This window comes from Tractidigestivibacter scatoligenes, assembly GCF_001494635.1.
Lineage (GTDB): Bacteria > Actinomycetota > Coriobacteriia > Coriobacteriales > Atopobiaceae > Tractidigestivibacter > Tractidigestivibacter scatoligenes.
The window spans coordinates 19878-42466 of record NZ_LOJF01000012.1; the positions used below are offsets into that span (position 1 = coordinate 19878).

The window sequence follows — 22589 nt, forward strand, 5'->3', positions numbered from 1 at the left end:
CAACCGGTGACGTCGCTCACTTCCCACGCGCCGCCCACCACGCGACACTTTCACCAGGCAGACGAGAGGAGCCGGCATGGCGTCTAACGAGGCGGTCGTTCGCATTCGCAACCTGGTCAAGCGCTACGGGGAGCTGGTGGCGGTGGACCACCTGTCGCTGGACATCGCTCCCGGCGAGGTCTTTGGGCTTCTCGGCCCCAACGGCTCGGGCAAGACCACGACCATCAACTGCATCCTGCAGCTCCTCTCGTACGACCACGGAGAGATCGAGCTCTTTGGCCAGCCCATGCGCCCCACCAGCTACCAGCTCAAACGCCGCATTGGCGTGGTTCCGCAGGAGGTCGCCGTCTTTGACGAGCTCACCGTACGCGAGAACGTGGACAGCTTCTGCGCGCTCTACGTGAGAGACCGCGCGCGCCGCCGCGAGCTGGTCGACGCCGCAATCGACTTTGTGGGGCTCCAGAAATTCGAGGACTTTCGCCCCAAGAAGCTCTCCGGCGGCCTGCTTAGGCGCCTCAACATTGCCTGTGGCATCGCGCACCGGCCCGAGCTCATCATCATGGACGAGCCCACCGTGGCCGTAGACCCGCAGAGCCGCGAGTCGATCCTCTCGGGCATCGAGCGCCTAAACGCCGAAGGCACCACCGTGATCTACACCTCGCACTACATGGAGGAGGTCGAGCGGCTCTGCTCGCGCATCATGATTATGGACCACGGCCGCAGCGTTGCCAGCGGCACCGCCGACGAGCTCAAAGGCATGATCGGCACGGGCGAGAAGGTCTCCGTCGAGGTGGGCGAAATGGACGAGGCGACCCTCGAGCGCGTGAGGTCCCTCCCCCACGTGCGCTCCGCCGAGGTGGATGCGGGCATGCTGCGCGTGCAGTGTGCCTCGGGCGCGCACAACCTGGCAGACGTCCTGGGCGTGCTGGCGGAGAACGGCCTCTCATACGGGCGCGTGCTTTCCGAACCGCCTACCTTGAACGACGTCTTCCTCGAGATCACCGGTCGCGCGCTGCGCGATGAGGCATAGGGGGCAGCAATGCTTGCAAGCCTTAGGGCCAGCGTGCTCTCGCTCGCGCGCGACAAGGCGCTCCTCGTGTGGACGCTGGCCTTCCCCATCATCATGACCCTCATCTTCATGGGCATGTTCTCGGGAATCCAGGACGCCTACACCACCGTGGGCTCCACGCTGGGCGTGGTGCGCGACAAGAACTATTCGGCCGCCATGGGCCTGGATGAGACGATTCAGGCCATCTCTGACCCCACCTCGAGCGACCACATCTGCAACGTGACCTACTACGAAAGCGCGGCAGACGCCGAGGCTGCCGCCAATGCGACCGAGGTAGATGCCTATCTCACCGTGGACGCGGAGGGCGCGCCGCAGCTCCACGTGACCAACGCGAGCCTCTCCGAGAACGGCACTCTCCCCACCTCGGTCCTTGCCGAAATCCTGGACACCTACCAGCACACACGCGCGGCGGCCGAGAAGGTCGCGGCCACGCGGCCGGAGCTTCTCGCCACGGGCGAGGCCATCGGCGCCTTCACCGAGAGCGCCGTCCAGACGGTGCGGCTCACGGCAACCAAGAACCCGCCCAGCCCCGACGCGCGCTACTACTACGCGCTTCTCGCCATGGCCGCGGGTATGGGGGCAACCGCCGCCATGGTGTCGGTGCGGAGGCTCCTTCCCACTGCAGGGCCGCTTGGCGCCAGGCAGGCGCTTGCTGCCGTGCCCCGCTGGCGCATGCTTGTGGGCGCGCTTCTCGGCGCGTGGCTCTGCGAGTTTGCGTGCCTACTGGTGGCGGCTCTCTTCATGTGGGGCGTGGCGGGCGTCTCGTTTGGAAACGACGCCTCTGGCGTGGTGGTTGCCCTTGCGGCGTCCTCGCTCATGGCGTGCGCGGCAGGCACTCTCTGCGGGACCGTCACCCGCATGGAGACGAGCATGATATCCGGCATCACCTGCCTGCTCTCGCTCTTCACAGGCCTCTATGGCACGGCATCACAGCAGCTCGCAGACACCATCGAGACCTCCGTACCAGCCCTTGCGCACGCAAACCCCCTCTGGCAAACAACCAACAGCTTCTATGCGCTGCTCTACTACGACACGCCCGACGCCTTTCTCGAGAGCGTTGCCGCACTGCTGATAATGACGCTCGTGTTTCTCGCCCTGGCGTCTTTCCGCCTGAGGAGGACCTCGTATGACCACCTTTAGGACCTACCTCAAGATCTTCCTCTCGCATCGGGTCTACATTGCCATCTACCTGGTCATGCTTTCGCTTGTGGGCGTGGTCATCGGACTTTCCGCGTACTCTGGCAACACTGGCGAGTTCCAGGTTGCGCCGGCAAACGTTGCCGTGATCGACCGCGACGGCTCTGAGCTCTCCGCCGCGCTGGCGCAGCACGTACTTCAGGGCAACAACCAAGTGCAGGTGGCGGATGAGAAGCGCGCCATCCAAGACGCCGTAGCGCGCGACCAGGTGAGCTACCTGCTCGTTATTCCCGAGGGATGGGGCGAGGGGCTGCTCGACGCCGCGCGGCAGGGCACGCAGGCACCGGACCTGGAGACCTACGTGTCGTACTACTCGAGCATGGGACGCCTGCTGGACATCGAGGTCACCGGCTATGCCGACGGTCTTTATGGCATGGCATCCACGCTTGGCGGCAGTGCTGAAGACGTGATTGACGCCACGGACGCCGCATGGGAGGGCTCCACCCAAGTGAGCATGATTGAGCAGGCCGCGTCGCCCTTGCCCACGAGCATCGTCACGGCAGCGGAGTTTGCCTCGTACCCCATCTTCTCGAGCGCGATGGTCTGCATTGCGGTGCTCATGTCCTCCGTGGGACGCAGGCCGGTACGCGACCGCAGGCTCGCCTCGCCCGAGCCCGGCCGCGTGCGCAACCTGGCGTTGTTCGGTGCCTGCGTGGCGATCGCCCTTATCGCCTGGGCGTGGAACTTTGGGCTTGAGGTGGCGGTGCTGGGCGGCTCTGCGCTGGCAAACTCGCCCGTGCAGCTGGCGCTTGTGGGGGCGGCGCTTCTCGTCTACGCGCTGGTATCGGCGAGCATTGGCTTTCTTGCGGGGCAGCTTGGCGTGAGCGAGAACGCCGCCAACGCGCTGGCGAACATCCTGGGCATGGTGATGTCATTTCTTGGCGGGGCGTGGACGGGTCTCTCGCTTCTGCCGGACGAGCTTCTCGCCGTGGCGCACTTCACCCCGGCATACTGGGTGACGCTGGTGGTGGAAGGCGCTGCCGGCATGGGCGAGGTGAGCACCGCGACCGTGTTGCCGCTTGTGGGGAACCTGGGCATCTGCGCCCTGTTCGGCGTGGCCGCCGTCCTGGTAGGCCTGGCGCTGGGACGGGATTCAGTTACCGGGCAACGGGATTCCATTGCCGGGTGAAGCGGTGAAAAGCGCAACACATTCGTCGTTCGAATCTGTATCGACCTGCGCGGGTCACACATTCGGGTTCGAACGTGTGGCGGGCACAGGTGCCCACGCGCTAGAAGGTGACGTTGCCAAACTCCGAGAGCTGCAGGTCGGGGTTGTGCTCGATGGCCCAGTCCAGGTTCCAGTCGCTCGTGAACAGCAGCAGGCGGCCGCCGCGCATGTCCTCCACGCGGCACGTCTCGCGCGTGAGCTTGAGCGTGCGCACGTCCAGCTCGTCGGGCGAGTTCTGGATCCAGCGGATGATCGAGTACGGCAGCGACGTCCTGCTCACCTCGACGTGGTACTCGCTTCTAAGGCGCTGCTCCAGCACCTCAAACTGCAGCACGCCCACGGCGCCCACAATCACGCTCTCCAGGCCGGTGCCCAGCTCGCGGAAAATCTGGATCGCGCCCTCCTGCGCCAGTTCCTCCATGCCCTTCACGAACTGCTTGCGCTTGAGGGTGTCCACCTGCGTGATGCGGGCGAAGTGCTCGGGCGCAAAGGTGGGGATGGGCGGGTACTGCACGCGCATGCCCGGCGCGCAGATGGTGTCGCCAATCGAGAAGAGGCCCGGGTCGAAGAGGCCCACGATATCACCAGCGTAGGCCTCGTCCACGGTGGCGCGGTCGTCTGCCATCATCGCCGTACCGGTTGCAAGCTTGATGGTTCGGTCGCCCTGCACGTGGTAGGCGTCCATGCCGCGCTCAAACTTCCCCGAGCAGATGCGCACAAACGCGATGCGGTCGCGGTGCCGACGGTCCATGTTGGCCTGGATCTTGAAGACGAAGCCCGAGAACTCGTCGCGCGAGGGTTCCACCGGCTCGCCGCTCAGCGTGTCGGTATAGGAGAGCGGCGGCGGGGCCAGGCGCAGGAAGTCCTTGAGGAACGGCTCCACGCCAAAGTTGGTGAGAGCCGAGCCAAAGAACACCGGGGTCAGACGCCCGTGACGCACGGCATCGAGGTCAAACTCGTTGTCCGCGCCATCGAGCAGCTCGATGTCGTCCATCAGGTTCTTGTGGTTCTCCTCGCCGATAAGCTCATCCAGCGCGGGATCGCCCAGCTCGGCCTCGATCTCGCCCACCTTCTTGGTGGCGTTAGCGTGGCCGTCGCCCTCGAACGCAATGACGCGGCGAGAATTGCGGTCAAAGACGCCCTTGAAGTTGCGGCCCGAGCCAATGGGCCAGGTCATGGGGTAGGTTCCAATCCCCAGGACGTCCTCGATCTCCTCCATGAGGTCGAAGGGGTCGCGCGTGTCGTGGTCGAGCTTGTTCACAAAGGTGAAGATGGGGATGTGGCGCAGCGTGCAGACCTTGAAGAGCTTGATGGTCTGGGCCTCGACGCCCTTCGCGCCGTCGATGACCATGACCGCCGCGTCCGCCGCCATGAGCGTGCGGTAGGTGTCCTCGGAGAAGTCCTGGTGACCGGGGGTGTCAAGGATGTTCACGCAGGCGCCGTCATAGGTGAACTGCAGGACGGAGGAGGTCACGGAGATGCCGCGCTCCTTCTCGATGTCCATCCAGTCAGAGACCGCGTGGCGCGCGCTGGCCTTGCCCTTGACCGAGCCCGCCGTCTGGATGCTGCCGGTGTAGAGCAGGAGCTTCTCGGTGAGCGTTGTCTTGCCGGCGTCCGGGTGCGAGATTATGGCAAAGGTGCGCCGCGAGGCCACCTGTTCCGCAATGCTAGGCATGTGCTTCCCATCTTGTTTCTATGCAACTGACCTCGCGTATTGTAGCTAACACAGGGCAGTGTGCGCCGCATTGCACAAAATGCCGAGACGGACGAGGGCTGGCGGGTGGGCCTAGGACCCCGAGATCATTCGCCTGATTCCTTGGATATCGGAAATCTGCTCAAGTACCGCGAGGATGGCATCCGACTGGTAGTACTCCCCACGCCTCTTATTGCCCATGGGGCGAAGCATGCCGTACTCGCATGCCCTTCCCACGAGCGTCGACGCCGCGCGAGGGGAGATTGCGAGCTCGCGTGCGACAAACGCAATGTCTACGACCGGCTGGCGGACAAGCAGAGGCGGCAGCTTCCGAATGCTCGAGCCCTGGCGCTCGTTCATGACCGAGTCCCACTCTTCGAGAATAGCATCCAACTCACGAGAGGCTCGGTACCCCACTTGGCAGGAAAGCTCCAAGGCGTCGGCAAGCCGAGAAACAACGGTTGCTACGTCGCCCTGCTGGTAGCGTGTTATCGATTCCATGTAGGCATCAACGTTGTGGAGGAGTCCCGCTGACACCGGCAGGGTTGCGTACTTTAGCACGCCCTCGTCACGAAGCACCTTGTGAATGAGCGCGCGACCGGTTCTGCCGTTGCCGTCGACAAACGGGTGGGTCGTCTCCAGTTGCGCATGGATAATTGCCGCCTTCGCCACCGAACCGACGTCTCCGCGCGCCGCGAACTCCGACAAATCCTCCAGGAGCCCCGGGACGCGCTCTGCCACCGGCGGAACGAAGGAGGCTCCATGCGGACTGTACGGCGTGCCTCCAATCCAGACCTGCTCGCTGCGTATCTCTCCCCCAAACGTTTGCCCCCCTCGGTTCATGAGGGCCTCGTGAATCGAGCAGATTCCCTCCGCCGAGATGCCATCGGGCAGGCTCAGCGCCCTGTTCATGGCGGCAATGTTGCCGGCTATGAGGCGAGCATTGGCCGGGGCACCGTCGGACAGCTCCGCCAGGGCGACATTGCGGGCGCTTGAGGTGAGTCTCTCGATCTGAGAGCTTGCCGACGACTCGCTCCGGAGAAGCAGGGTTGGCAGCTGGTATCCCCTGGCTCGCTGCTCGCCATCAAAGCGGGCGAGGAGGACGAGCACTTCCTGGATGCGCGTCTCGACCTCCGGAGGGAGGACGACCTCGCACCTCGCGATAAACGGAGGAACCGCTGCCTGGTAGGTGTTGTCAATCCTTCTGCGCATGGTCTTCGAGACACCCTCAAGCGCATCTGGATCGAAGTGCCAAGGCACCGTCTCGAATGTCACGCATGGCCAGCTGCTCATGTGGGAACCGCCACTCGCTTCTCCTTGGGACAATTAACGGAAGTGAATTAATATTCACTTCCGTTATCAGTATACAAAAGAAGCGAGTCACAAAACAGCAGGACTTGATCCTTGAACTGCCACCGAACGTCCGTCGTGCCATACTGGGGCAAATGCAAAGGGAGGCACGCATGACGAGAAGCACGAGCATTGCAGACACCACGCGCGAGGAGCGCATCCAGATCGTAGCCGAGGCGCTTGCCTGGGGCGACGACTGCGGTGATTGCTCGCTTGACGCCTGCGGCATCGACAAGTTCTACCAGCCCTACATTGACGGCGAGCTTGAGCTGGCGGAGCTCAACATGGCCCGCGCGAGCACGACCTACGTGCTGGGTGACGCGGACCGCGGAGAGCGTGGCACCAGCTGCGTCATGTAAGACAAACAGCACGCAATGCCAGTCGAGGAGAACAAGCATGGAGCTAAGCGAGGCGCAACGACAGTCCGTCGCGATTCGCGCACGCTATCATGAGCTTGAACGCCAGATCCACGGTTCCGAATGGACGGTCGAGGAGGACGCGCTCGCCTTTCTCACCGACGCGGGCCTAGTAGGGCGACTGATTATGGACGAGGAGGGTCGCTGGCCCTCATCCGGCGACGCCACCCTTCCCGCAAAGATCGGCGAGTGCGTGTGGTGGCTCGCGGTCCTGGCGGAGCGCACGGGGCTGAGCCTCGACGAGTGCGTGGGGGAATTCCTTGCCGAGAGGCAGCGCAGCCTAGGCATTGAGGATGCGTCATAGCGCAGCTTGCGGAGGGCGGTTCCCATGCAGTGGGTCGAGGACAGGCTGCGCGAGCTAGCCGACAAGGACGGACAGTACCGGGAGTTCAACGCCCGAGTAGTTGCAACGGCGGACCCTGCAACCATGCTGGGCGTCCGGGTGCCCAAGCTACGCCGTCTTGCGCGGGAGGTCTCTCGCTCGGGCGACCGTGACGCGTTTCTCGCCGAGCTGCCCCACCGCTGGTACGAGGAGTACCTGGTTCACGCCTTTGTGCTTAACGAGACGAGCGAGGTCGCCGACGCGGTGCGCCTGTTGGATGCACTTCTCCCCTTTGTGGACAACTGGTGCGTGTGCGACGCGCTCAACCCACGCGCATTCCACAACGAAAAGGCCCTGGGCGGGCAACAGCAAGAGGTTCTGTTGCCTCTCGCCCAGCGTTGGATGGCCTCGGAACACACCTTCACCAGGCGCTTTGGCGTATCGATCCTCATGCGCGACCTTCTCGGCGAGGGTTTTCACCCCTCGCAGCTGCGCCTGGCCGTGGCCGCGGACAACGGCGAGTACTACGTGCGCATGATGATCGCCTGGTACCTGGCGGAGGCGCTCGTTCCCCATGAGGAGGACGCCCTGGAGGCCATTGCGTCGTCCGAGCTTGATCCGCAGCTTCGGCGCATGGCCATCCGCAAGGGAATCGAGAGCCTGCGCGTGCCCGCAGAGACCAAGGACGCGCTGCGCCGTCTGCGGAGGTAGGTGCGGTATCTGCGCCGCCTGCGAACCGCGGAGAATATCGCTCTCTCTTAAAACTGGCACACCTCAACTGGGAAAACGCTGCGGCCGTTTCAGAGAAAGCGATATTCTCCGACTCTTGCCAGGGATAAGTCTGGCCCTCCCTGCCATTTTCCAGTGGATGAATCCGGCTCCCCGTAGTCTTTCCCGGGCTTCCGGCGTGACCTCGTGTTCAAAAATTGCGAAGGAGCGACACCGTAGGGTCACTTTTCTACGTACTAGCCGCGAACACCGCACCTCTGGCGCCAGCAAACAGCCCCGGGCCGCACGGACCCGGGGCCAACCCCCAACGCAAGCACGCGGCGAACGCACACTAGAAGGCAAACGGATACTCGCCCAGCGTGTCGTACGTATCGTCATCGTAGACCTCGATAACGCCCTCGACGTTCACCAGCTGGTCAAGGCTCGCAACGTCATTGTCGCTAAACCACATGAAGCACTCGGCGTACTTCCCGGGCTGAATTGTTTCTACCAGCCCAGGATCCACCATCTTGCCGTCAACCGAGAACGTTCCGTACTGGGCGATGGCGGTGACGGACTTGTCGGACTTGTTCGTGATCTTGAGCGTATAGCCCGGATCGCCAGCCCAGTCGGCCTTCTTGTCGACAATCTCAATCGTGCAGATGTCATCGTCGGCAATGGTCAGCCCAATGGGAACAACAGCCTCTTCGCCACCGTCAACCACCGTGGTCCCGTTATCCGTACTCGTTGGCGTTTCGGTACCGCCCGTGGTGGCGCCACCGCTGGTCGCCGCGGCGCCGCTCGAACCAGCACCACCCGAGCTCGCGGCCACCGTTCCCTTCTCGAATTGCATCTTTGTGCCGTCCGACTCCAGGGTCAGGACGCCATTGTCGAGCTTGGCAGGAACGCTCTGCCCCTCGATGGTGAACGTGGCCTCAGAGGCGCTCTTTGCCTCCCAGGTACCAGACATCTCCTCGCCCATTACGTTCATCGAGAAGGTCTTGTCCTCCTTGACGCTCATCGTAACACTCAGGCCCATGTCCTCCATGAGCTTGATGTCATCGGCGCTGGTAGCCTCGCCGTTCTCCTCCATGCCCACGAGCTTCCAGTCGCCAACGTAGTTCTTGGCCGCGTCTCCGCCGCCCGCGCAGCCCGCCAGCACGAGGCAGAGCGCGAACACCGACGCCAGCATGGCCACCCATTTCTTCCTGATACTCACTTCCACCACTTCCCTTCTGCTCTCCAATGGCGCCGTGCACCACAACTCCCCAAGCCAGATTCCTATGCGCCCATGGCCCCGCCGCAGTACTCGCAGCGGCCGTTGGCGTCCGGGATGGTCGTCGCGCCGCAGAACGGGCAGGTACGCGCCGTCTTTGGCGCCGAGGCGGCAGCGACCTTCTCGCGCTCGCTCTCGCGCAGCTGCGTGAGGGCATCGCGAATCTCGCCCGCCTGCCGCTCTGCCTCGCGGAACTCCACCGAGTTGCGCTCCTCGATCCGGTAGTCGTTCACCTTGAACGTGATCGAGTCGTAGTAGGGGACGTTCACGTGAATGGTCACGTAGACGTCGTAGTCGATGTCGTAGCGAGGCGGGTCGTAGCTGTGCTGCTCGCCGTCCTTGTCCTTCCAGTGAAGCTCGGTGCGGCTCTCGCGCGTCTCGGTGTCACAGCCCGTGACCTGCGAGAAGTCCAGCACGTCCGGGTTCGCGTCACGCCAGCGCGAGACCGAGGTCACCAGGAAGCGGCCGGCGTCCTCGTCCAGGAGCACCTTGGTGTCGCAGCCCAGCGTGCGCGTGACGTTGAAGGCGTCCACGCGCGCCTTGTTGGCCTCGCGCCAGTCGAGCTGCTCGCGGATCTGGTCGACCGTCGAGCGGCGCCTGTCGCTGAAGAACGGCGAGAGCTTATTGGCACACTCCTTGCAGAGGTTGCCGTCCTCGAGCTTGCGGTTGCCGAGAAGCCCAATCTCTCCGCCGCAGATGCTGCAGGTCTTCTTCTCGAACATCTTTCCGAACAGTCCCATGGTCGCCTCTCCTTTCCACCTCTCACGATTGCCTGCGTCCCCAACACCCGTCACCACAGATTGTGTCGCGAGCCCTCCGCGCACAGAAGTGCCCCGCGGCCCATCCGGAACCGCGGGGCATGATGCGACGTCCAAAATGAGACAAAGGGACTGTCCCCTTGTCTCACATCCCGGGGACGATGAGGCCGTTGGAGACGGCGTGCACCGCCAGGCGCAGGATGTTGTCGTAACCGGTCTTGGCGAGAATCTCCGAGATGTGCCGCTTGACCGTTCCCTCGCTGAGGTAGAGTTCCGCGGCTATTTCCTTTCTCGTCTTTGACTCGCACACCAGGCGAAGGATGTCTATCTCCACCGGGGTAAGCTCCACGCCGTCGGGGATGATTCGCTGCTTGGAGAGCGGGAACGTGGAGTAGCCCTCCATGGTCGAGCGAATGATGCCGAGAAGTTCGCCCGTCCCAACGTTCTTGTAGACGAAGCTGTCCACGCCCGCCTCGCGCGCACGCTCGACAAACGTAATCTCGGGAAGCCCCGTCATCACAACCACCCGAACGTCAGGCAACTCCTCCTTGATGAGGCGCGCCGCCACGATGCCACTCGAATCGTTCTCGGTGCACACGTCGAGAAGCGCGCAGGTAGCGCCGGCGCGTCGCGTTGCCTCCAGGGCATCCGCGGCATTGGCGAGAGACGCCACAACCTCCATGTCCTGCTGCGCGTTGATGGTGCAGGCAAGCGAGTCCCGAAGCATCGCCTGGTCCTCTACAAGCACGATGCGGATCATGCGCGCCCCCTTTCATCCTGGGTTTCTGAGGTGAATGCCTGGTCCTCTGAGCCGAGCGCGCCGGCCCACGCCTCCGATACCGTGCCATCTTCACTCGCCGGCAACACGACCTCGACGGAGAAGGGTGGCCCAGCGCTCACGTCAAACGAGGCGCCCACAGCCGCGGCAATCCGCCGCATGCCGGGAATGCCCGTGCCCTCGACAATTTCCTCTGGCACACAGCCGTCGTTGGTCACACTCAACGCCACCGCACCGCCAGGGCCTCGACAGACTCTCACGTCCACGCGGCGCGCCTGGGCGTGCTTCGCGGCGTTGGTCACCGCCTCGAGGACTATCTCCGCAAACGCGCGGGCCACCGTCTCGTCCGACGGAAGCTCGCCCACCACCCGAACCTCCACGCCCACAAGCGAGAAGGCGCTGCAGATGGACTCCAGGCCAGCACTTGCGGCAGGCAGGTCCGTCTCGGCAAGGTCATCCACGATGCTGTTGAGAAGCCCCGTGACCTGCTTAAGCGTCCGCGGGTCGTCGCGGTCGTCCTCGAGGAAGCGATGGAGTATCGAGAGGCGCGAGCCGATGGTGTCGTGCACGCGCGCCTTCATGCGCATGATTGCCTCGGCCTCGGCCACCTTGCGGACCTGCTGCATCGACGCGCGCAGCTCCTCGTTCGCCGCCTCCAGGAGCCGGTTGACGCTCTCCAAACGCGCGTTGATCGCCACCTCCTCGGTCACGTCGAGCGCCATGATGCGTCTGCAGCGACGCTTTCGCAGCACCACCGTATCGCGCACAAAGAGGCGGGCCGTCTGAGAGTCAGTCTCAATGATCAGACGGTCATGGTCCACCTCCCTGGCATGGGACTCGAGCCGCCCCCACAGTCCACGGGCTTCCGCAAGGTCCGTCGCAAGACCCAACGACGTGAGGCTCCCACGCATGGCGTCGTTCATGAAGAGAACCTCGCCACGCTCGCTTACCCACATCACGCCCTCGGGCAGGGCGTCCAGGGCATCTACGAGCGAGAGGCGCGAGACCGAGGTCTTGCTGTCGCGAACGTCAAGTGCCAGCAATGCAAGGACGCGCGCCGCGAAGAACGAGACGTCTGCGATCAGGAGCAGCGAGGAGCCCTCCCCCATTGCCGCGATGACCGGCGGTGTACAGCAGGCGAGAAGCGCCACCTCCGCCGCCATCCAGGGACGACGCAGGCGAATGGCACACACGCCTCCCAGCACGGCGGTAAGGGCGTTTGCCCAGAGCAGCACCTCCACGCCAAGGAGCATGGGATGCAGCCACAGAAGGATGGCGCCTTGGTTCTCCAGCGCTGAATTCGACACAGCGCAGACAAAGAGCAGGTGGATGGCGAGCATGACCTCATACCAAACGCGAAGCCAACGCAATCTGCCGTCCTGTTGTACCGAGGCATAGCACGCGTGGACGGTCTGACCAGCGGTGAGAAGGTAGGAGATCCCACAGATAACCATGAGCGTCGAGGCCCTCATCGAGAAGAGATGGTTCACTTGTCCCCGCCTCCTCCCCGCGCAGCATCTCCCACAGGCATGCGAATCGCTGCGTTGAGCGAGGTTGGGGACAGCTCAAGGGAGAGGGTGCCGCGGGAACCCTTGAGGTCTTCTCGCAGGCTCGCCGCTGCGGCCTCCAAACGCGCCGCGTCCATCTGTGCCACGTCCAGTGCCGCCCGCATCTCAACGTGCCTCTCGTCACCGCTCACAAAGAGCATGAGAATCGGGTCGACAGCAAAGAGCGCAACGGAGGCCACGTCGTACAGGCAGTCGTAGAGCACGCTCACCACCGCGGAGGGAAGCTCGCCATCCAAGTTCACCACTGCCGCACAGTCAACGCCAATGGAGCGCAGGTCAGATGCCGTCTCGTTAAAGACGAGCTGCAGGCGGTCGCGGTCGAACTCGGGATTGCTCCTCTCGGAGAGGACCAGGGCACCCTTGCGCTTGCAATAGGCCACGAGGAGCTTGACCTCGGTGAGCATGTCCCGCCTTTGCGCACGCTCATCCGCCTCGCTCCCCTTTGGCAGCGCAGCGAGAAGCTCACGCATGTGGCTCACCTTGTCCGAGATGGACCCTTCAATACTGCTGAGCAGGCGTTCCTCGCTCTCGAGGCGCCACAGCTCGCGACGGACGCCGCTCTCGTGCCGAAGGACCTCGTTGCTTCTCCGCAGGCGCTCCTGACGCGCGGTAAGAACGCGGCGCCGCTCGTCCAGGAGGGCCACGTCCTCGCCGAGAAGCGCCGCCCCGCCACTCACCCCGTAGACCTTGAAGAGCGTGTGCGGAATGGCGGAGGTCCTGAACCTCGTGACCCTGTCATGCGTCCGTGACTGGGCGACTCGTAACGTGAGGTCGAAGACGGGAGCAGGCACCGGACCGGCCGAATTGGTGGCAAAGGCAACCGAGCCGTCTCGGTCGACGACTTTGAGGTCGAGGGGAAGGCGCGAGAAGGCCTCGCCATACCACGAGTACGACGGCAGGAGGCCAAGATCTAGCGCAAGCTCCAGAAGCATCACCACTATGAGGGAGTAGTTGAGGGAGAAGTTCGTCTTGATGGCAAGCTCGTTGCGCAGCGCGTACATGAGGCAGTAGGCAACAAAGGGAACTGCCGTCATGACGAGAAGTGCGATGACGCCGTGCAGCCGCCGACGCGACGCGGCAAAGAGAAGAGCAAAGAAGCCCAGGTACTCCGCAGCATAGACCGCCACCGCAAGCCAGTAGCCCCAGTTGTAGATGTAGGCCTCCTGCCAGTCTGACCTCGAGATGTCAACAGAGAAGACCTGCAGGTGCATGCCGTTGGTGAGCACCAAGGCAATGATTGCGGCGCTTGTCGCCCAGGCAACCCGTCGCAGGAATACAGCCCAGGGCCTGGCATCCAGAGCCGCCGCGCGCAGAGCGCACAGCAGGCAGAGCAATGGAATGAACGTCATGGGCACGTAGTAGAGGTACCAGAGAAAAGCAATGAGCTGAGGGCTATTGATGGGACACCGATACTTGATGAGCACGTCGAGCATCCATAGGCCAACGAGCAGCGCCACGCCCTTGAGGCAGTGGCGAATCTGCGCGTCCGAGCACCGCATGTGGACAGAGAAGCCCCAGAGCGCTGCTGCCGGAGCCATGAGAATCATGAATCCCGAGGTGGCAGATGGCCCCACGCTGTAGGAATCCGGCGGTCGGAAGGGAGACCAGCGCAGGAGCATGGCGCTGCCCGGCTTGGGCGAGGGCATGCTGCCAAACACCTGCATGGCGAGGAGGGCCAGGCACAGGAGGACCCCTCCGGCGCATGCGCCGGCGATAACCTTTCGCGCAAACGTGTCATCAGACCTGCTCACGCGGGTGCCCCCTCCCACTCGCGCCTCAATGGCGGCCCATAACCCCATTTTAGTCGCGCCGGATACCGCGCTTTGGGTCGCGTGGCCAACGTTCGGCAGGCGTTTTGGGACGTTCGGTAATTCCGCCATCGGGGCATGCGAATCACCCTGATGGTGAGGGCGACCGTGCCCAACGGAAATAACGACGAAGGAGCGTGAACCATGGGACTTCTGAGAGCTGGAATAGGTGCCGTGGGCGGGGTTCTCGCCGACTCCTGGCGCGAATACTTCTACTGCGACTCGCTTGACGCGAATACCCTCGCGGTCAAGGGACGCAAGAGGGTTTCGGCGCAGGGACGCTCGTCGAACACGCGCGGCGAAGACAACATCATCTCGAACGGATCCATCATCGCCGTGAACGAGGGTCAGTACATGATCATCGTGGAGCAGGGCGCGGTGGTCGAGGCGTGCGGCGAGCCCGGCGAGTTTGTGTTCGACAGCTCAACAGAGCCAAGCCTCTTCTTTGGCGAGGGTAGCTCGCTCGGCGAGAGGATACGGGCGTCGTTCGAGCGCGTGGGCACACGCTTCTCGTTTGGCGGTGACACGGGCAAGGACCAGCGCGTCTACTTCTTCAACGCCAAGGAGATTGTGGGCAACAAGTACGGGACAGCCGCTCCGGTGCCCTTCCGCGTGGTGGACAACAACATCGGGCTGGACGTGGACATCTCCGTGCGCTGCAACGGCGAGTACTCCTACCGAATAGTCGACCCGCTCATGTTCTACAAGAACGTGTCCGGCAACGTCGAGCAGCCCTACACGCGCGACAAAATCGACTCGCAGCTCAAAAGCGAACTGCTCACCGCGCTGCAGCCGGCGTTTGCGCGCATCTCGGCCATGGGCGTACGCTACTCGGCGGTGCCCGCGCACACGAAGGAGCTGGCTCAGGCCCTCAACGAGGAGCTCTCCGAGTCCTGGGGGCAGATGCGCGGCATCGAGGTGGCGGCGTTTGGCGTGAACTCCATTGTTGCCTCTCCCGAGGACGAGGCAATGATCAAGGAGCTGCAGAAGGCCGCAGTAATGCGCGATCCCACGATGGCAGCGGCAACCCTGGCGGCATCGCAGGCGGATGCCATGCGCATGGCGGCATCCAACAGCGCCGGCGCGGCGATGGGGTTCATGGGCATGGGGATGGCCAACGCCATGGGCGGAGGCATGAACATGCAGGGGCTCTACGGCATGGGTGTCGGCGGCCGCGCCGCGGGAGGCGGTCCGTCGTCGGGTACGCCGAGCGGCGCCGCGGGCGCGGCATCGGCGGGCGGCTCGGGCACGGCGGCGGGCGCGGGGACCTGGACTTGCTCGTGCGGCGCCCAAAACACCGGTCGCTTCTGCGGCAACTGCGGAAGCCCCAGGCCCCAGCCGGCTGACGGGCCGTGGACCTGCTCGTGCGGCGCCCAGAACACCGGGCGCTTCTGCGGCAACTGCGGTAGCCCGCGCCCGTAAGCGACGCGCGGCGTGCCACTTGCAACAACGAGCCCTCCGGCGCCGGATTGACGCCGGAGGGCTCACTTCGAAAATGAGACAAAGGGACAGTCCCTTTGTCTCATGTGCCGCGGTCCCTACGCCTTCGCGGGGATAATCTCGATCCGCTGGCCCTCGGGGTCGGCGATGAAGTAGAGCCCCATCGCGTGGTTCTCGAAGACGATGCAGCCCATCTCCTCGTGCAGGCGGTGGAAGGCGTCGTAGTCGTCGACCTCAAACGCAATGTGGGTGTCATCGCCGCCGTTGGCGTAGGGCTCAGTACGCCCGCGGTTCCACGTAAGCTCCAGCTGGAACGGCGACGCGTCGTTCTCCATAAACGTGTTGGTCCACGAGCCGTCCTCGGGGCCCATTTCCCTCACCACGTGGAAGCCAAGCGCCTTCTCGTAAAACGCAATGGTCTTCTCCTTGTCCAGAACATGCGTGCAGCGATGGACAAACTTTGCCTTCGTGATTGCCTCCTTCGAAGAACGCGAACGCGGACGCGAGCACCGGCCCGCGTCCGCCCTCGTACTAACTCGATCTAGGATACCAGCGGCAAGCGCCGCGCACGCGCTATCGGTTGGCGAGCCTCTTGCTGAACGACGTATCGGAGTGGCGCGCCCACACCACGTAGACAATCACGCTCAGGACGCAGGCGAGAGACACGATCGACCACATGGCCGAGTAGCCCAGCCCCGTGATGAGCGAGCCCGCGATGCCGCCACCCAGGCCATACCCAATGTCATACCCGCAGAGGAACGTCGAGTTGGCGGAGCCGCGCGTCTCCTCCGTCGAGGTGTGCACAGCCATCGACTGCAGCGACGGCTCGAGGCCACCAAAGGCGTAGCCCGCGAGCACAGCCGAGAGGATATACGTCACGGCGTTGGGCACAAATGCCAAAAGCAGGAACGCCGCGAGCATGGCTGCGTTGCAGGAGTAGACGAAGAACGCCTCACCTCGCTGGTCAACCAGCTTGCCCAGCGTAATGCGCACCAGAAGCAGCATCGCGGACATCACGAGGAAGTAGATCGAGCCCGAAGGCAGCGAGGCCTCGGAGGCAAAGATTGCCACGAAGTTCTCGAGCGCACCAAAGGTGAACATGAAGATGAGCATGGTCACCGTAGCAGGCAGCGAGTCACGGTTGATGATGGTGCGCAGGTCGAGCTTCTTCTTGGGAACGTCGACCTTGGGCGCGCGCACAAACGCAAACAGCACAAGGCCCAGGCCAGCAATGACGGCAGCCACGGCGTAAAGCGCGTTGAAGCCAAAGCCCTCCATGAGCGAGAGGCCAAGCGCCGGCGCCATGCCAAAGTAGCCCATGCCCTCGGCAAAGCGTGGACGGCAAATCACGTCGGACGCCACGGTAGCGGTAGTCGAGTTGGAGAACGACAGGCCGACGCCGTGCATCATGCGGATGGCAATCGCCACGGACAGCACGGGGACAAACACATAGCCCAGCGGCGCCAGGCCCATGAGGACAAGGCCAACGACAAGTGCTGCCCTACGGACGCCGTTGTCGAGCCACCAGCCCACAAACGGCCTGATAATCACGGCCACAAACGAGAAGGCCGCCGCGCAGATGCCCGCCACGGCCTCGGTGCCGCCAAGGCTCTGGATGTAGAACGGAAAGGTCGAGAGGCTCATGATGTGGTTGGTGAAGACGCACAGGTTCACCAAGATGATAAGAACCAGGTCACGCGTCCACAGCTTGGGCTCGCCCTTGCCCTTCGCGGCAGCAGTTGTTGCTTCTGACAAAAAAATCCCTCCTAGACGGGTCGAGAATGACCGTCCAGCGGGATTCGATCGTGCATGATGCGCGGAAGCGTCACGGCTGGACGGCGTAGCCATCAATTGGACTTACGCCGTGCGGCAGCTCATTGACGTAGTGCAGTATAGCCGAGAAGCGCGGGAACGGGCGAGAAAGTCGTGCTGCGTTAATCCGCGCTCGCACCATTGGCCTGGTGCCTCTGCGGCTTGGCGACGTCGATGCTCCCCTCGCCGGGAGACCAGTATCCCAGCTTGACCCCGCGCTGGTAGACGGCGACCGCCTTGGCAAAGTAGCCACGCGCGTTGAGGTGGGTCCAGTCGGACCGCAGCTGCTTTGAGATGCATCCCAGGCGGGCGTCCGCCACGTCCTCCTCGGTGGGCGTGAGACCCGAGATCTCGAGCCCGTGCTTGATGAGAAAGACGCGCATGTTGATGAAGTGGTCGCCAAACGCCTCGCGAAGCGCGGCCTCCCAGTTGGTCTCGCGCGGGGCGTAGTCCTCCGTAAAGGGGACCTGGCTCGTATCGCCTACCGAGGTGCCCGGGTCGTCGGTATCGCCCAGGATGAGGTAGTCCTCGCAGCCAGAGCGCTCGATCATCGCGCGGTACTGGTCGATAAGAACCTGGTAGTCGTTGTTCCAGCCGCCATTGCTGCCAATCTCGAGCACGAGGATGTCGCCGGTGTGCTGCTCGCCCTCCTCGATGACGTCGGGGTCGATGTGGCTTACGGGCTGATCGTCGGCGTCGTCCGCGTCCGCGTCGTCGTCCGCGTCGTTGGCGCCGGCGTCGTCCGCGGCGTTGGCGTCGTCCGCATCCGCGACTTCCACGCTCTGCTCGGCCGCCTCAAGCTCCTCCCACGTGAGACCGCCCTGCATGGCGGCAATCTCCGCTGAGGTGGCACCGGCAACGCCAAAGTTGTAGGTGTCGAGCCCCGTGAGCTGCGAAAGAACCTGCGGATACGACTGGTAGCTGGTATCGTACAGCTCCCGGTCCGCAAGCGAGACGAGCGCCCCTTCGTCGGTGTCCGCGCCCACGCCCTGGGTCATGCTGTCGCCCCAGCAGACAATCTCGCGCGTATCGTCGTCGCTGGTACCGGGGTAATAGCGCCAATCGAGGTCGGACTCGGCCTGAGCGTCCCCGCCCACCGCATCCGACGAGGTTTCGTCGTTCGTGGGGAACTGTCGGCAGCCCGCGAGCGAGGCCACAAGCACGGCGGCGATAGCGACAATGCCAAGCCTCTTCACAAGCACACCTCCCCCTCGCGAAACCCCTTCCAACGTACAGAAGGATAGCCGCGTGAAAGGGAGGTGTAAGGAATTCACACGTTACATACCCGTAGCTAAAACCGCGCCCATCGCGGACGCCGCCGCCTCGCTACATCTCGCTGCCGGACTCGGCCTGAAGCGGCGTCGCATCCGAGCCCTTCTCGGCCTTCGTCTCTCCCACATGCGAGAAGCACTTTGCGAACACCAGGCGCGAGACGGGACCTGCCGCGAAGAGGTTCCACAGGAGCGCCATCGGGAAGTTCTTGATGAGCGTCCCCACCCAGATGGCGGGGAGCTGCACCACAGGCATGCCAGCAAGAATGACGTTGAAGAGTATGCTCGCAACCAGGCTCATCGTGGGGCACATGATGAGGACGGTGCAGCAGGAGCGAATGGTCCCCTGGATGAAGGCGCTGTCGCGCTTGGAGTCGGTGAGGCGAGCCGCCAGCGCCGCGCCGCCGCGCGTACCCCGCAGATTCGAGAACAGGAACACGAAGAGCCACATATACGAGGCCTCGACCAGAGCACCCAGGAAGACATCGTTGGTCATGTTGGAGAAACCGCCGGGCATAGTGGGGATGCCCATCTTCCATGCCACGTTGTAGACCTCCATCCCGTAGGCCATGGTGACGGACATGAGAATCCCAAAGATGACTCCCTGTACCTTGTTCTTTGGCATGCCTTGCTCCTCTCCGCCGCGCTGGTGCCAGGCGCGCGACACAAAAAATGCGTGCGGCCGCCCAGCAGGGGCAACCGCACGCTTTGCTAACTACACCTTTTCGCCGCGGGGATGGCATTGTGGGGCATCCTGCCCGCGGCGGCTTTGCGCTACACGCAAGGAAAACCATAGCACGAGCGTCGCACCGCGCGACAAAATCAACACGTGGCGGCCTGGACGGCTGTTCGAAACCCCCGCGCTAGCCAGGAGCGCCAATTTACGTTCGGAATCAGGGGCCCAGCTACCAAGACAGCAGCTCGTACCCGTCCTCGGTGACCACCAGCTGGACCTCCCACTGGGCGGAATCCGAGCCGTCTGCCGTGCGCACGATCCAGCCGTTGGCCTTGTCGGTCGTGATGTCGGGCGCGCCTGCGTTGACCATGGGCTCGATGGTGAAGCACATGCCAGGCACCAGGATGGGGCCGGTACCGCGCTCGGAGACAAAGCTCACGAACGGATCCTCGTGGAACTCGCGACCAATGCCATGGCCGCCGTACTCCTCAACCACGGTGTAACCGGCCTCGCGGCACAGCTCGTTCACCGCCGCACCCACGTCGCCCAGGTGCCCCCAGGGGCGCACGGCCGCAAGGCCAGCCTCGACGGACTTTTTGCAAGTCTCGACCAGGCGCCGGCGCTCGTCAGAGACCTCGCCAATGCAGTACATGCGGCTGGAGTCCGAGAAGTACCCGCCCTTGATGGTGGACATGTCAACGTTGATGATGTCGCCATCCTGAAGGACGTCCTTCTCGTTGGGGAAGCCGTGGCAGATAACGTCGTTGATCGAGGTGCACACGCTGTAGGGATAGCCCTCGAAGTTGAGATCTGCCGAGACGGCATCGTGCGCCGAGAGGTATTCCTCTACCCACCGGTTGATGTCCATGGTCGAGACACCTGCGGCGATGTGCTCGCCAACGTAGTCGAGGACGCCCATGTTGACGGCGGCCGACGCCTTGATGCCCTCGATGTCTGCGGCGGTCTTGAGGAGCGAGCGGGGCAGGATCTCCTCGCCGTCAAGGTACAGGCGCTCCATGCGCTCGTCCGCAGGGCCGTGGCACTTCTTGTACTTGCGACCGCTCCCGCACCAGCAGGGGTCGTTGCGCCCGGGAACGGGCAGCCTGTCAAACATCGCGATTCTCCCATCGGGTCGAGCTTGGTTACCGTTTCAACGATACCCTCGCAGGGCGCCTGCCGACGCCGGGATTGCAAGTTAGACTAATCTAATCACACCGTTTCGAGGGTGGATGACCGGGCCACCAAGGCGCCCGACACGCAGCTGGTGAAAAAGCTTAGTCATAACGTCGTAATCCATGCTGCCCTGCCCGAAATTTGCGGTTGACGGCCCTATTTTGGCGAATCGACGAGTACGAAACATCTAACTTTTTGCGGAGCCGCAGGTAGGAGAATGGCACTTGTGGGGTGATACTAAGCGAAACCCCGATTTTGGGCCGGCAACCGCAAATTTTGGGCAGGACACCCCGCTCGGAGGCTTTTCGCGTCGGTTGGTGGCAACATGACCCCAGGAACAACGCCAGAAAGAAGAAGACGCAAGTTTGTAAGCGCCTCGAACCCATTGTAAAATCTCTATCTGACTTTAGGTTTATGTATCTCGGGAGGCGACACATGTACACCATAGGCCAGGTGTCGCAGATGTTCGATTTGCCCATGTCCACTCTGCGTTACTACGACAAGATGGGGCTTCTCCCCGGTCTGGCGCGCACGTCGGGCCCCCGCCGTTTTGACGAGGAACAGCTGGAAGCACTACGCGTAATCGAGTGCCTCAAGCGCTCCGGGCTGGAGATTCGTGACATCAAGAAGTTCATGGATTGGTGCCAGGAGGGGCCCGGTACGTACGCCGACCGGCTGGAGCTCTTCCGCAAACAGAGGCGCGAAGTAGACGAGAAGATCGCCGAGCTGGAGCGCACGCGCGCAATGCTCAGCTGGAAGTGCTGGTACTACGGCAAGGCCTGCGAGCAAGGCAACGAAGACTTTGCGGCCAACCTTCCCGAGGACCTTCCCGAGGATGGCCGTCGCCTGTGGTACGCCGCGCACAGCAAGACGGACGAGAACGCCTAGCGGCATGAAGACCTTCGGTCGCCGTAGCCGCGGATTCTCGCCAGTTAGGAAAAATCCGAACGTTTAAGCCGGGTTAACCGTCCAATATCAGCGACACCGCTGGTAAGGCGCGCAGCTTCGCCATTTAAGGCGGGCTAACCGTTCGAGATTCGCGCCTTCAGATTCGACGAGGGGAGCAACCCGGCCGCTTCCTTCTCGACATTGCCACCGCAGCGCATCGTGCACGCTTTGAGGGGAACAGAGGGGCAAGCTCCTTTCGGCGCCCGCGCGTGGTAACCTGCCGTATCGTTATTACCAGCGATAGCCCCGCATTTAGAAGCCCTGCGCTTCAACACAGGAGGAACCATGGAACTCACCGGCCGTCAGATTCGCCAGCTCCGCAGCATGGCCAACCGACTCGAGGCGACCATCGGCGTTGGCAAGGCCGGTATTACGGACGCCGTTGTGCGCCAGACCAACTCCGCTCTTGAGGCAAACGAGCTGGTCAAGTGCTCGGTTCAGGGCACTTCGGGCATGGATACCCGCGAAGCGGCAACCGCGCTCGCCCGCCCCACGCACGCCCAGGTGGTCCAGGTAATCGGCCACAAGTTCGTGCTCTATCGCACTTCTCAGCGCGAGGACATCGAGCACATCCAGCTGGTGTAGGAGCAAGAGCGGCCATCGACGCGGCCTCCCGCAGACCTACATCGTGTACGCGGCCACAACCTCGCCGTAGTAGGCGATGTGCATGTCGCGGTTGGAATCGCAGTTGGTGCTCGGCACGTCCTCTGGATAGAAGCGCGCAAGGATGTCCGCCGGCAGGGCCTTGCGGTCCTGGAGCTGGTGATGCACGACACGGCACTCAAGGGTAAGGGCGGTCTCCGCAATCGCTGGCACGGACACAACCTGAGGCTCTACCGTGTGCAGCCCCAGCTCAGCGATCTTATCGATGTCGCGACCAGTGATGCTTCCTGCGCGGGCGAGAATCCTACGGTCAAAGCCCTCTCCCGGCACGCCAATGGTGAACTCGCCCGTCTCGTCCAGCAGCGTACGGGTAAAGCGGCCCTCGCGCACGAAGGTGACAAACACCGGCCGCGCCCACTCCACGCCCAGCGTACCCCACGAGATGGTCATGGTATTGACCTTCCCGTGCGCCGCGCTGGTGAGCAGCACGCCTCTGTTGACGGCGGTCAGGATTCCGCCTGCGTGCTCCAGCACATCAATCTTCTCGCCCATGAA

General features: G+C 63.4%; 22 protein-coding genes. 9 read left to right on the forward strand and 13 right to left on the reverse strand.

The window, feature by feature from the left end:
* The first annotated feature begins 76 nt into the window (after positions 1 to 76).
* Genes AUL39_RS10045 through AUL39_RS10055 form a run of 3 tightly spaced genes read left to right on the forward strand, consistent with a single transcriptional unit; the run spans position 77 to position 3395 of the window.
* The gene (locus tag AUL39_RS10045) at positions 77 to 1030 is read left to right on the forward strand and encodes an ABC transporter ATP-binding protein (RefSeq protein ID WP_059055879.1); all 954 of its coding nucleotides are present in this window, start codon (positions 77 to 79) and stop codon (positions 1028 to 1030) included.
* Positions 1031 to 1039: 9 nt separating this feature from the next.
* Entirely contained in the window at positions 1040 to 2209 is a 1170-nt protein-coding gene (locus AUL39_RS10050; RefSeq protein ID WP_059055881.1) for an ABC transporter permease, read from the forward strand.
* The gene (locus tag AUL39_RS10055; RefSeq protein ID WP_059055883.1) at positions 2196 to 3395 is read left to right on the forward strand and encodes an ABC transporter permease; all 1200 of its coding nucleotides are present in this window, start codon (positions 2196 to 2198) and stop codon (positions 3393 to 3395) included. The genes AUL39_RS10050 and AUL39_RS10055 overlap by 14 nt, the downstream gene beginning before the upstream one ends.
* A 100-nt stretch (positions 3396 to 3495) precedes the next feature.
* Here the strand turns inward: AUL39_RS10055 and AUL39_RS10060 are convergent, their stop codons facing one another.
* Both AUL39_RS10060 and AUL39_RS10065 read right to left on the reverse strand, forming a co-directional pair.
* Positions 3496 to 5109, reverse strand: a complete 1614-nt coding sequence (locus AUL39_RS10060; RefSeq protein ID WP_059055886.1) for a peptide chain release factor 3 — start codon at positions 5107 to 5109, stop codon at positions 3496 to 3498.
* Positions 5110 to 5220: 111 nt separating this feature from the next.
* Positions 5221 to 6420, reverse strand: coding sequence for a Fic family protein (locus AUL39_RS10065; protein ID WP_059055887.1), 1200 nt, complete (start codon positions 6418 to 6420; stop codon positions 5221 to 5223).
* A gap of 170 nt (positions 6421 to 6590) precedes the next feature.
* Between AUL39_RS10065 and AUL39_RS10070 the strand changes: the two genes are divergently transcribed.
* The 3 genes from AUL39_RS10070 to AUL39_RS10080 are packed head-to-tail and all read left to right on the forward strand — an operon-like array spanning position 6591 to position 7926.
* Positions 6591 to 6836, forward strand: a complete 246-nt coding sequence (locus AUL39_RS10070) for a hypothetical protein (protein WP_059055889.1) — start codon at positions 6591 to 6593, stop codon at positions 6834 to 6836.
* Between the two features lie 37 nt (positions 6837 to 6873).
* Entirely contained in the window at positions 6874 to 7197 is a 324-nt protein-coding gene (locus AUL39_RS10075; protein WP_059055891.1) for a nucleoside triphosphate pyrophosphohydrolase family protein, read from the forward strand.
* Positions 7198 to 7221: 24 nt separating this feature from the next.
* Positions 7222 to 7926, forward strand: a complete 705-nt coding sequence (locus AUL39_RS10080; protein WP_059055893.1) for a DNA alkylation repair protein — start codon at positions 7222 to 7224, stop codon at positions 7924 to 7926.
* Positions 7927 to 8275: 349 nt separating this feature from the next.
* Here the strand turns inward: AUL39_RS10080 and AUL39_RS10085 are convergent, their stop codons facing one another.
* From AUL39_RS10085 to AUL39_RS10105, 5 genes are all read right to left on the reverse strand, one after another.
* On the reverse strand, positions 8276 to 9142 hold the full coding sequence (locus AUL39_RS10085; RefSeq protein ID WP_153001628.1) for a DUF5004 domain-containing protein: 867 nt from the start codon (positions 9140 to 9142) through the stop codon (positions 8276 to 8278).
* A gap of 62 nt (positions 9143 to 9204) precedes the next feature.
* On the reverse strand, positions 9205 to 9939 hold the full coding sequence (locus tag AUL39_RS10090; protein WP_059055897.1) for a DUF4428 domain-containing protein: 735 nt from the start codon (positions 9937 to 9939) through the stop codon (positions 9205 to 9207).
* Between the two features lie 163 nt (positions 9940 to 10102).
* Entirely contained in the window at positions 10103 to 10717 is a 615-nt protein-coding gene (locus tag AUL39_RS10095; protein ID WP_059055898.1) for a response regulator transcription factor, read from the reverse strand.
* On the reverse strand, positions 10714 to 12225 hold the full coding sequence (locus AUL39_RS10100) for a sensor histidine kinase (protein WP_059055900.1): 1512 nt from the start codon (positions 12223 to 12225) through the stop codon (positions 10714 to 10716). Before AUL39_RS10100 ends, AUL39_RS10095 begins: the two co-directional genes overlap by 4 nt.
* Positions 12222 to 14054 carry a hypothetical protein gene (locus AUL39_RS10105; protein ID WP_059055902.1) on the reverse strand — a complete coding sequence of 611 codons (1833 nt, stop codon included), beginning with the start codon at positions 14052 to 14054 and terminating at the stop codon, positions 12222 to 12224. Before AUL39_RS10105 ends, AUL39_RS10100 begins: the two co-directional genes overlap by 4 nt.
* A gap of 201 nt (positions 14055 to 14255) precedes the next feature.
* Between AUL39_RS10105 and AUL39_RS10110 the strand changes: the two genes are divergently transcribed.
* Positions 14256 to 15533, forward strand: a complete 1278-nt coding sequence (locus AUL39_RS10110; RefSeq protein ID WP_059055904.1) for an SPFH domain-containing protein — start codon at positions 14256 to 14258, stop codon at positions 15531 to 15533.
* Between the two features lie 116 nt (positions 15534 to 15649).
* On the opposite strand, the gene AUL39_RS10115 is transcribed toward AUL39_RS10110, so the two are convergent.
* The 5 genes from AUL39_RS10115 to map form a co-directional block, all read right to left on the reverse strand.
* Entirely contained in the window at positions 15650 to 16189 is a 540-nt protein-coding gene (locus AUL39_RS10115) for a VOC family protein (protein WP_328586095.1), read from the reverse strand.
* Entirely contained in the window at positions 16125 to 17306 is a 1182-nt protein-coding gene (locus AUL39_RS10120; RefSeq protein WP_059055906.1) for an MFS transporter, read from the reverse strand. Before AUL39_RS10120 ends, AUL39_RS10115 begins: the two co-directional genes overlap by 65 nt.
* Positions 17307 to 17485: 179 nt before the next feature.
* Positions 17486 to 18559: a GDSL-type esterase/lipase family protein gene (locus AUL39_RS10125; protein ID WP_235810838.1), complete on the reverse strand. Its 1074-nt coding sequence runs from the start codon at positions 18557 to 18559 to the stop codon at positions 17486 to 17488.
* A gap of 130 nt (positions 18560 to 18689) precedes the next feature.
* Entirely contained in the window at positions 18690 to 19259 is a 570-nt protein-coding gene (locus tag AUL39_RS10130) for a hypothetical protein (RefSeq protein ID WP_059055911.1), read from the reverse strand.
* Between the two features lie 280 nt (positions 19260 to 19539).
* Entirely contained in the window at positions 19540 to 20424 is an 885-nt protein-coding gene (gene map, locus AUL39_RS10135; RefSeq protein WP_059055914.1) for a type I methionyl aminopeptidase, read from the reverse strand.
* A gap of 494 nt (positions 20425 to 20918) precedes the next feature.
* Between map and AUL39_RS10140 the strand changes: the two genes are divergently transcribed.
* Both AUL39_RS10140 and AUL39_RS10145 read left to right on the forward strand, forming a co-directional pair.
* Positions 20919 to 21371, forward strand: coding sequence for a MerR family transcriptional regulator (locus AUL39_RS10140; RefSeq protein WP_059055915.1), 453 nt, complete (start codon positions 20919 to 20921; stop codon positions 21369 to 21371).
* Positions 21372 to 21716: 345 nt separating this feature from the next.
* Positions 21717 to 22016 carry a YhbY family RNA-binding protein gene (locus tag AUL39_RS10145; RefSeq protein ID WP_059055918.1) on the forward strand — a complete coding sequence of 100 codons (300 nt, stop codon included), beginning with the start codon at positions 21717 to 21719 and terminating at the stop codon, positions 22014 to 22016.
* Between the two features lie 36 nt (positions 22017 to 22052).
* Here AUL39_RS10145 and AUL39_RS10150 read toward each other — a convergent pair whose 3' ends face one another.
* Positions 22053 to 22586 (reverse strand): flavin reductase family protein, encoded by a 534-nt coding sequence (locus tag AUL39_RS10150; RefSeq protein WP_059055920.1) that lies wholly within the window; start codon positions 22584 to 22586, stop codon positions 22053 to 22055.
* Positions 22587 to 22589: the final 3 nt, after the last annotated feature.

What these genes read in the sequence shown, in the direction of transcription:
- AUL39_RS10045 (WP_059055879.1), top strand. Translation starts at nt 77, where the DNA reads ATGGCGTCTAACGAGGCGGTCGTTCGCATTCGCAACCTGGTCAAGCGC.
- AUL39_RS10050 (WP_059055881.1), top strand. Translation starts at nt 1,040, where the DNA reads ATGCTTGCAAGCCTTAGGGCCAGCGTGCTCTCGCTCGCGCGCGACAAG.
- AUL39_RS10055 (WP_059055883.1), top strand. Translation starts at nt 2,196, where the DNA reads ATGACCACCTTTAGGACCTACCTCAAGATCTTCCTCTCGCATCGGGTC.
- AUL39_RS10060 (WP_059055886.1), bottom strand. Translation starts at nt 5,109, where the DNA reads ATGCCTAGCATTGCGGAACAGGTGGCCTCGCGGCGCACCTTTGCCATA.
- AUL39_RS10065 (WP_059055887.1), bottom strand. Translation starts at nt 6,420, where the DNA reads ATGAGCAGCTGGCCATGCGTGACATTCGAGACGGTGCCTTGGCACTTC.
- AUL39_RS10070 (WP_059055889.1), top strand. Translation starts at nt 6,591, where the DNA reads ATGACGAGAAGCACGAGCATTGCAGACACCACGCGCGAGGAGCGCATC.
- AUL39_RS10075 (WP_059055891.1), top strand. Translation starts at nt 6,874, where the DNA reads ATGGAGCTAAGCGAGGCGCAACGACAGTCCGTCGCGATTCGCGCACGC.
- AUL39_RS10080 (WP_059055893.1), top strand. Translation starts at nt 7,222, where the DNA reads ATGCAGTGGGTCGAGGACAGGCTGCGCGAGCTAGCCGACAAGGACGGA.
- AUL39_RS10090 (WP_059055897.1), bottom strand. Translation starts at nt 9,939, where the DNA reads ATGGGACTGTTCGGAAAGATGTTCGAGAAGAAGACCTGCAGCATCTGC.
- AUL39_RS10095 (WP_059055898.1), bottom strand. Translation starts at nt 10,717, where the DNA reads ATGATCCGCATCGTGCTTGTAGAGGACCAGGCGATGCTTCGGGACTCG.
- AUL39_RS10110 (WP_059055904.1), top strand. Translation starts at nt 14,256, where the DNA reads ATGGGACTTCTGAGAGCTGGAATAGGTGCCGTGGGCGGGGTTCTCGCC.
- AUL39_RS10130 (WP_059055911.1), bottom strand. Translation starts at nt 19,259, where the DNA reads ATGCCAAAGAACAAGGTACAGGGAGTCATCTTTGGGATTCTCATGTCC.
- map (WP_059055914.1), bottom strand. Translation starts at nt 20,424, where the DNA reads ATGTTTGACAGGCTGCCCGTTCCCGGGCGCAACGACCCCTGCTGGTGC.
- AUL39_RS10140 (WP_059055915.1), top strand. Translation starts at nt 20,919, where the DNA reads ATGTACACCATAGGCCAGGTGTCGCAGATGTTCGATTTGCCCATGTCC.
- AUL39_RS10145 (WP_059055918.1), top strand. Translation starts at nt 21,717, where the DNA reads ATGGAACTCACCGGCCGTCAGATTCGCCAGCTCCGCAGCATGGCCAAC.
- AUL39_RS10150 (WP_059055920.1), bottom strand. Translation starts at nt 22,586, where the DNA reads ATGGGCGAGAAGATTGATGTGCTGGAGCACGCAGGCGGAATCCTGACC.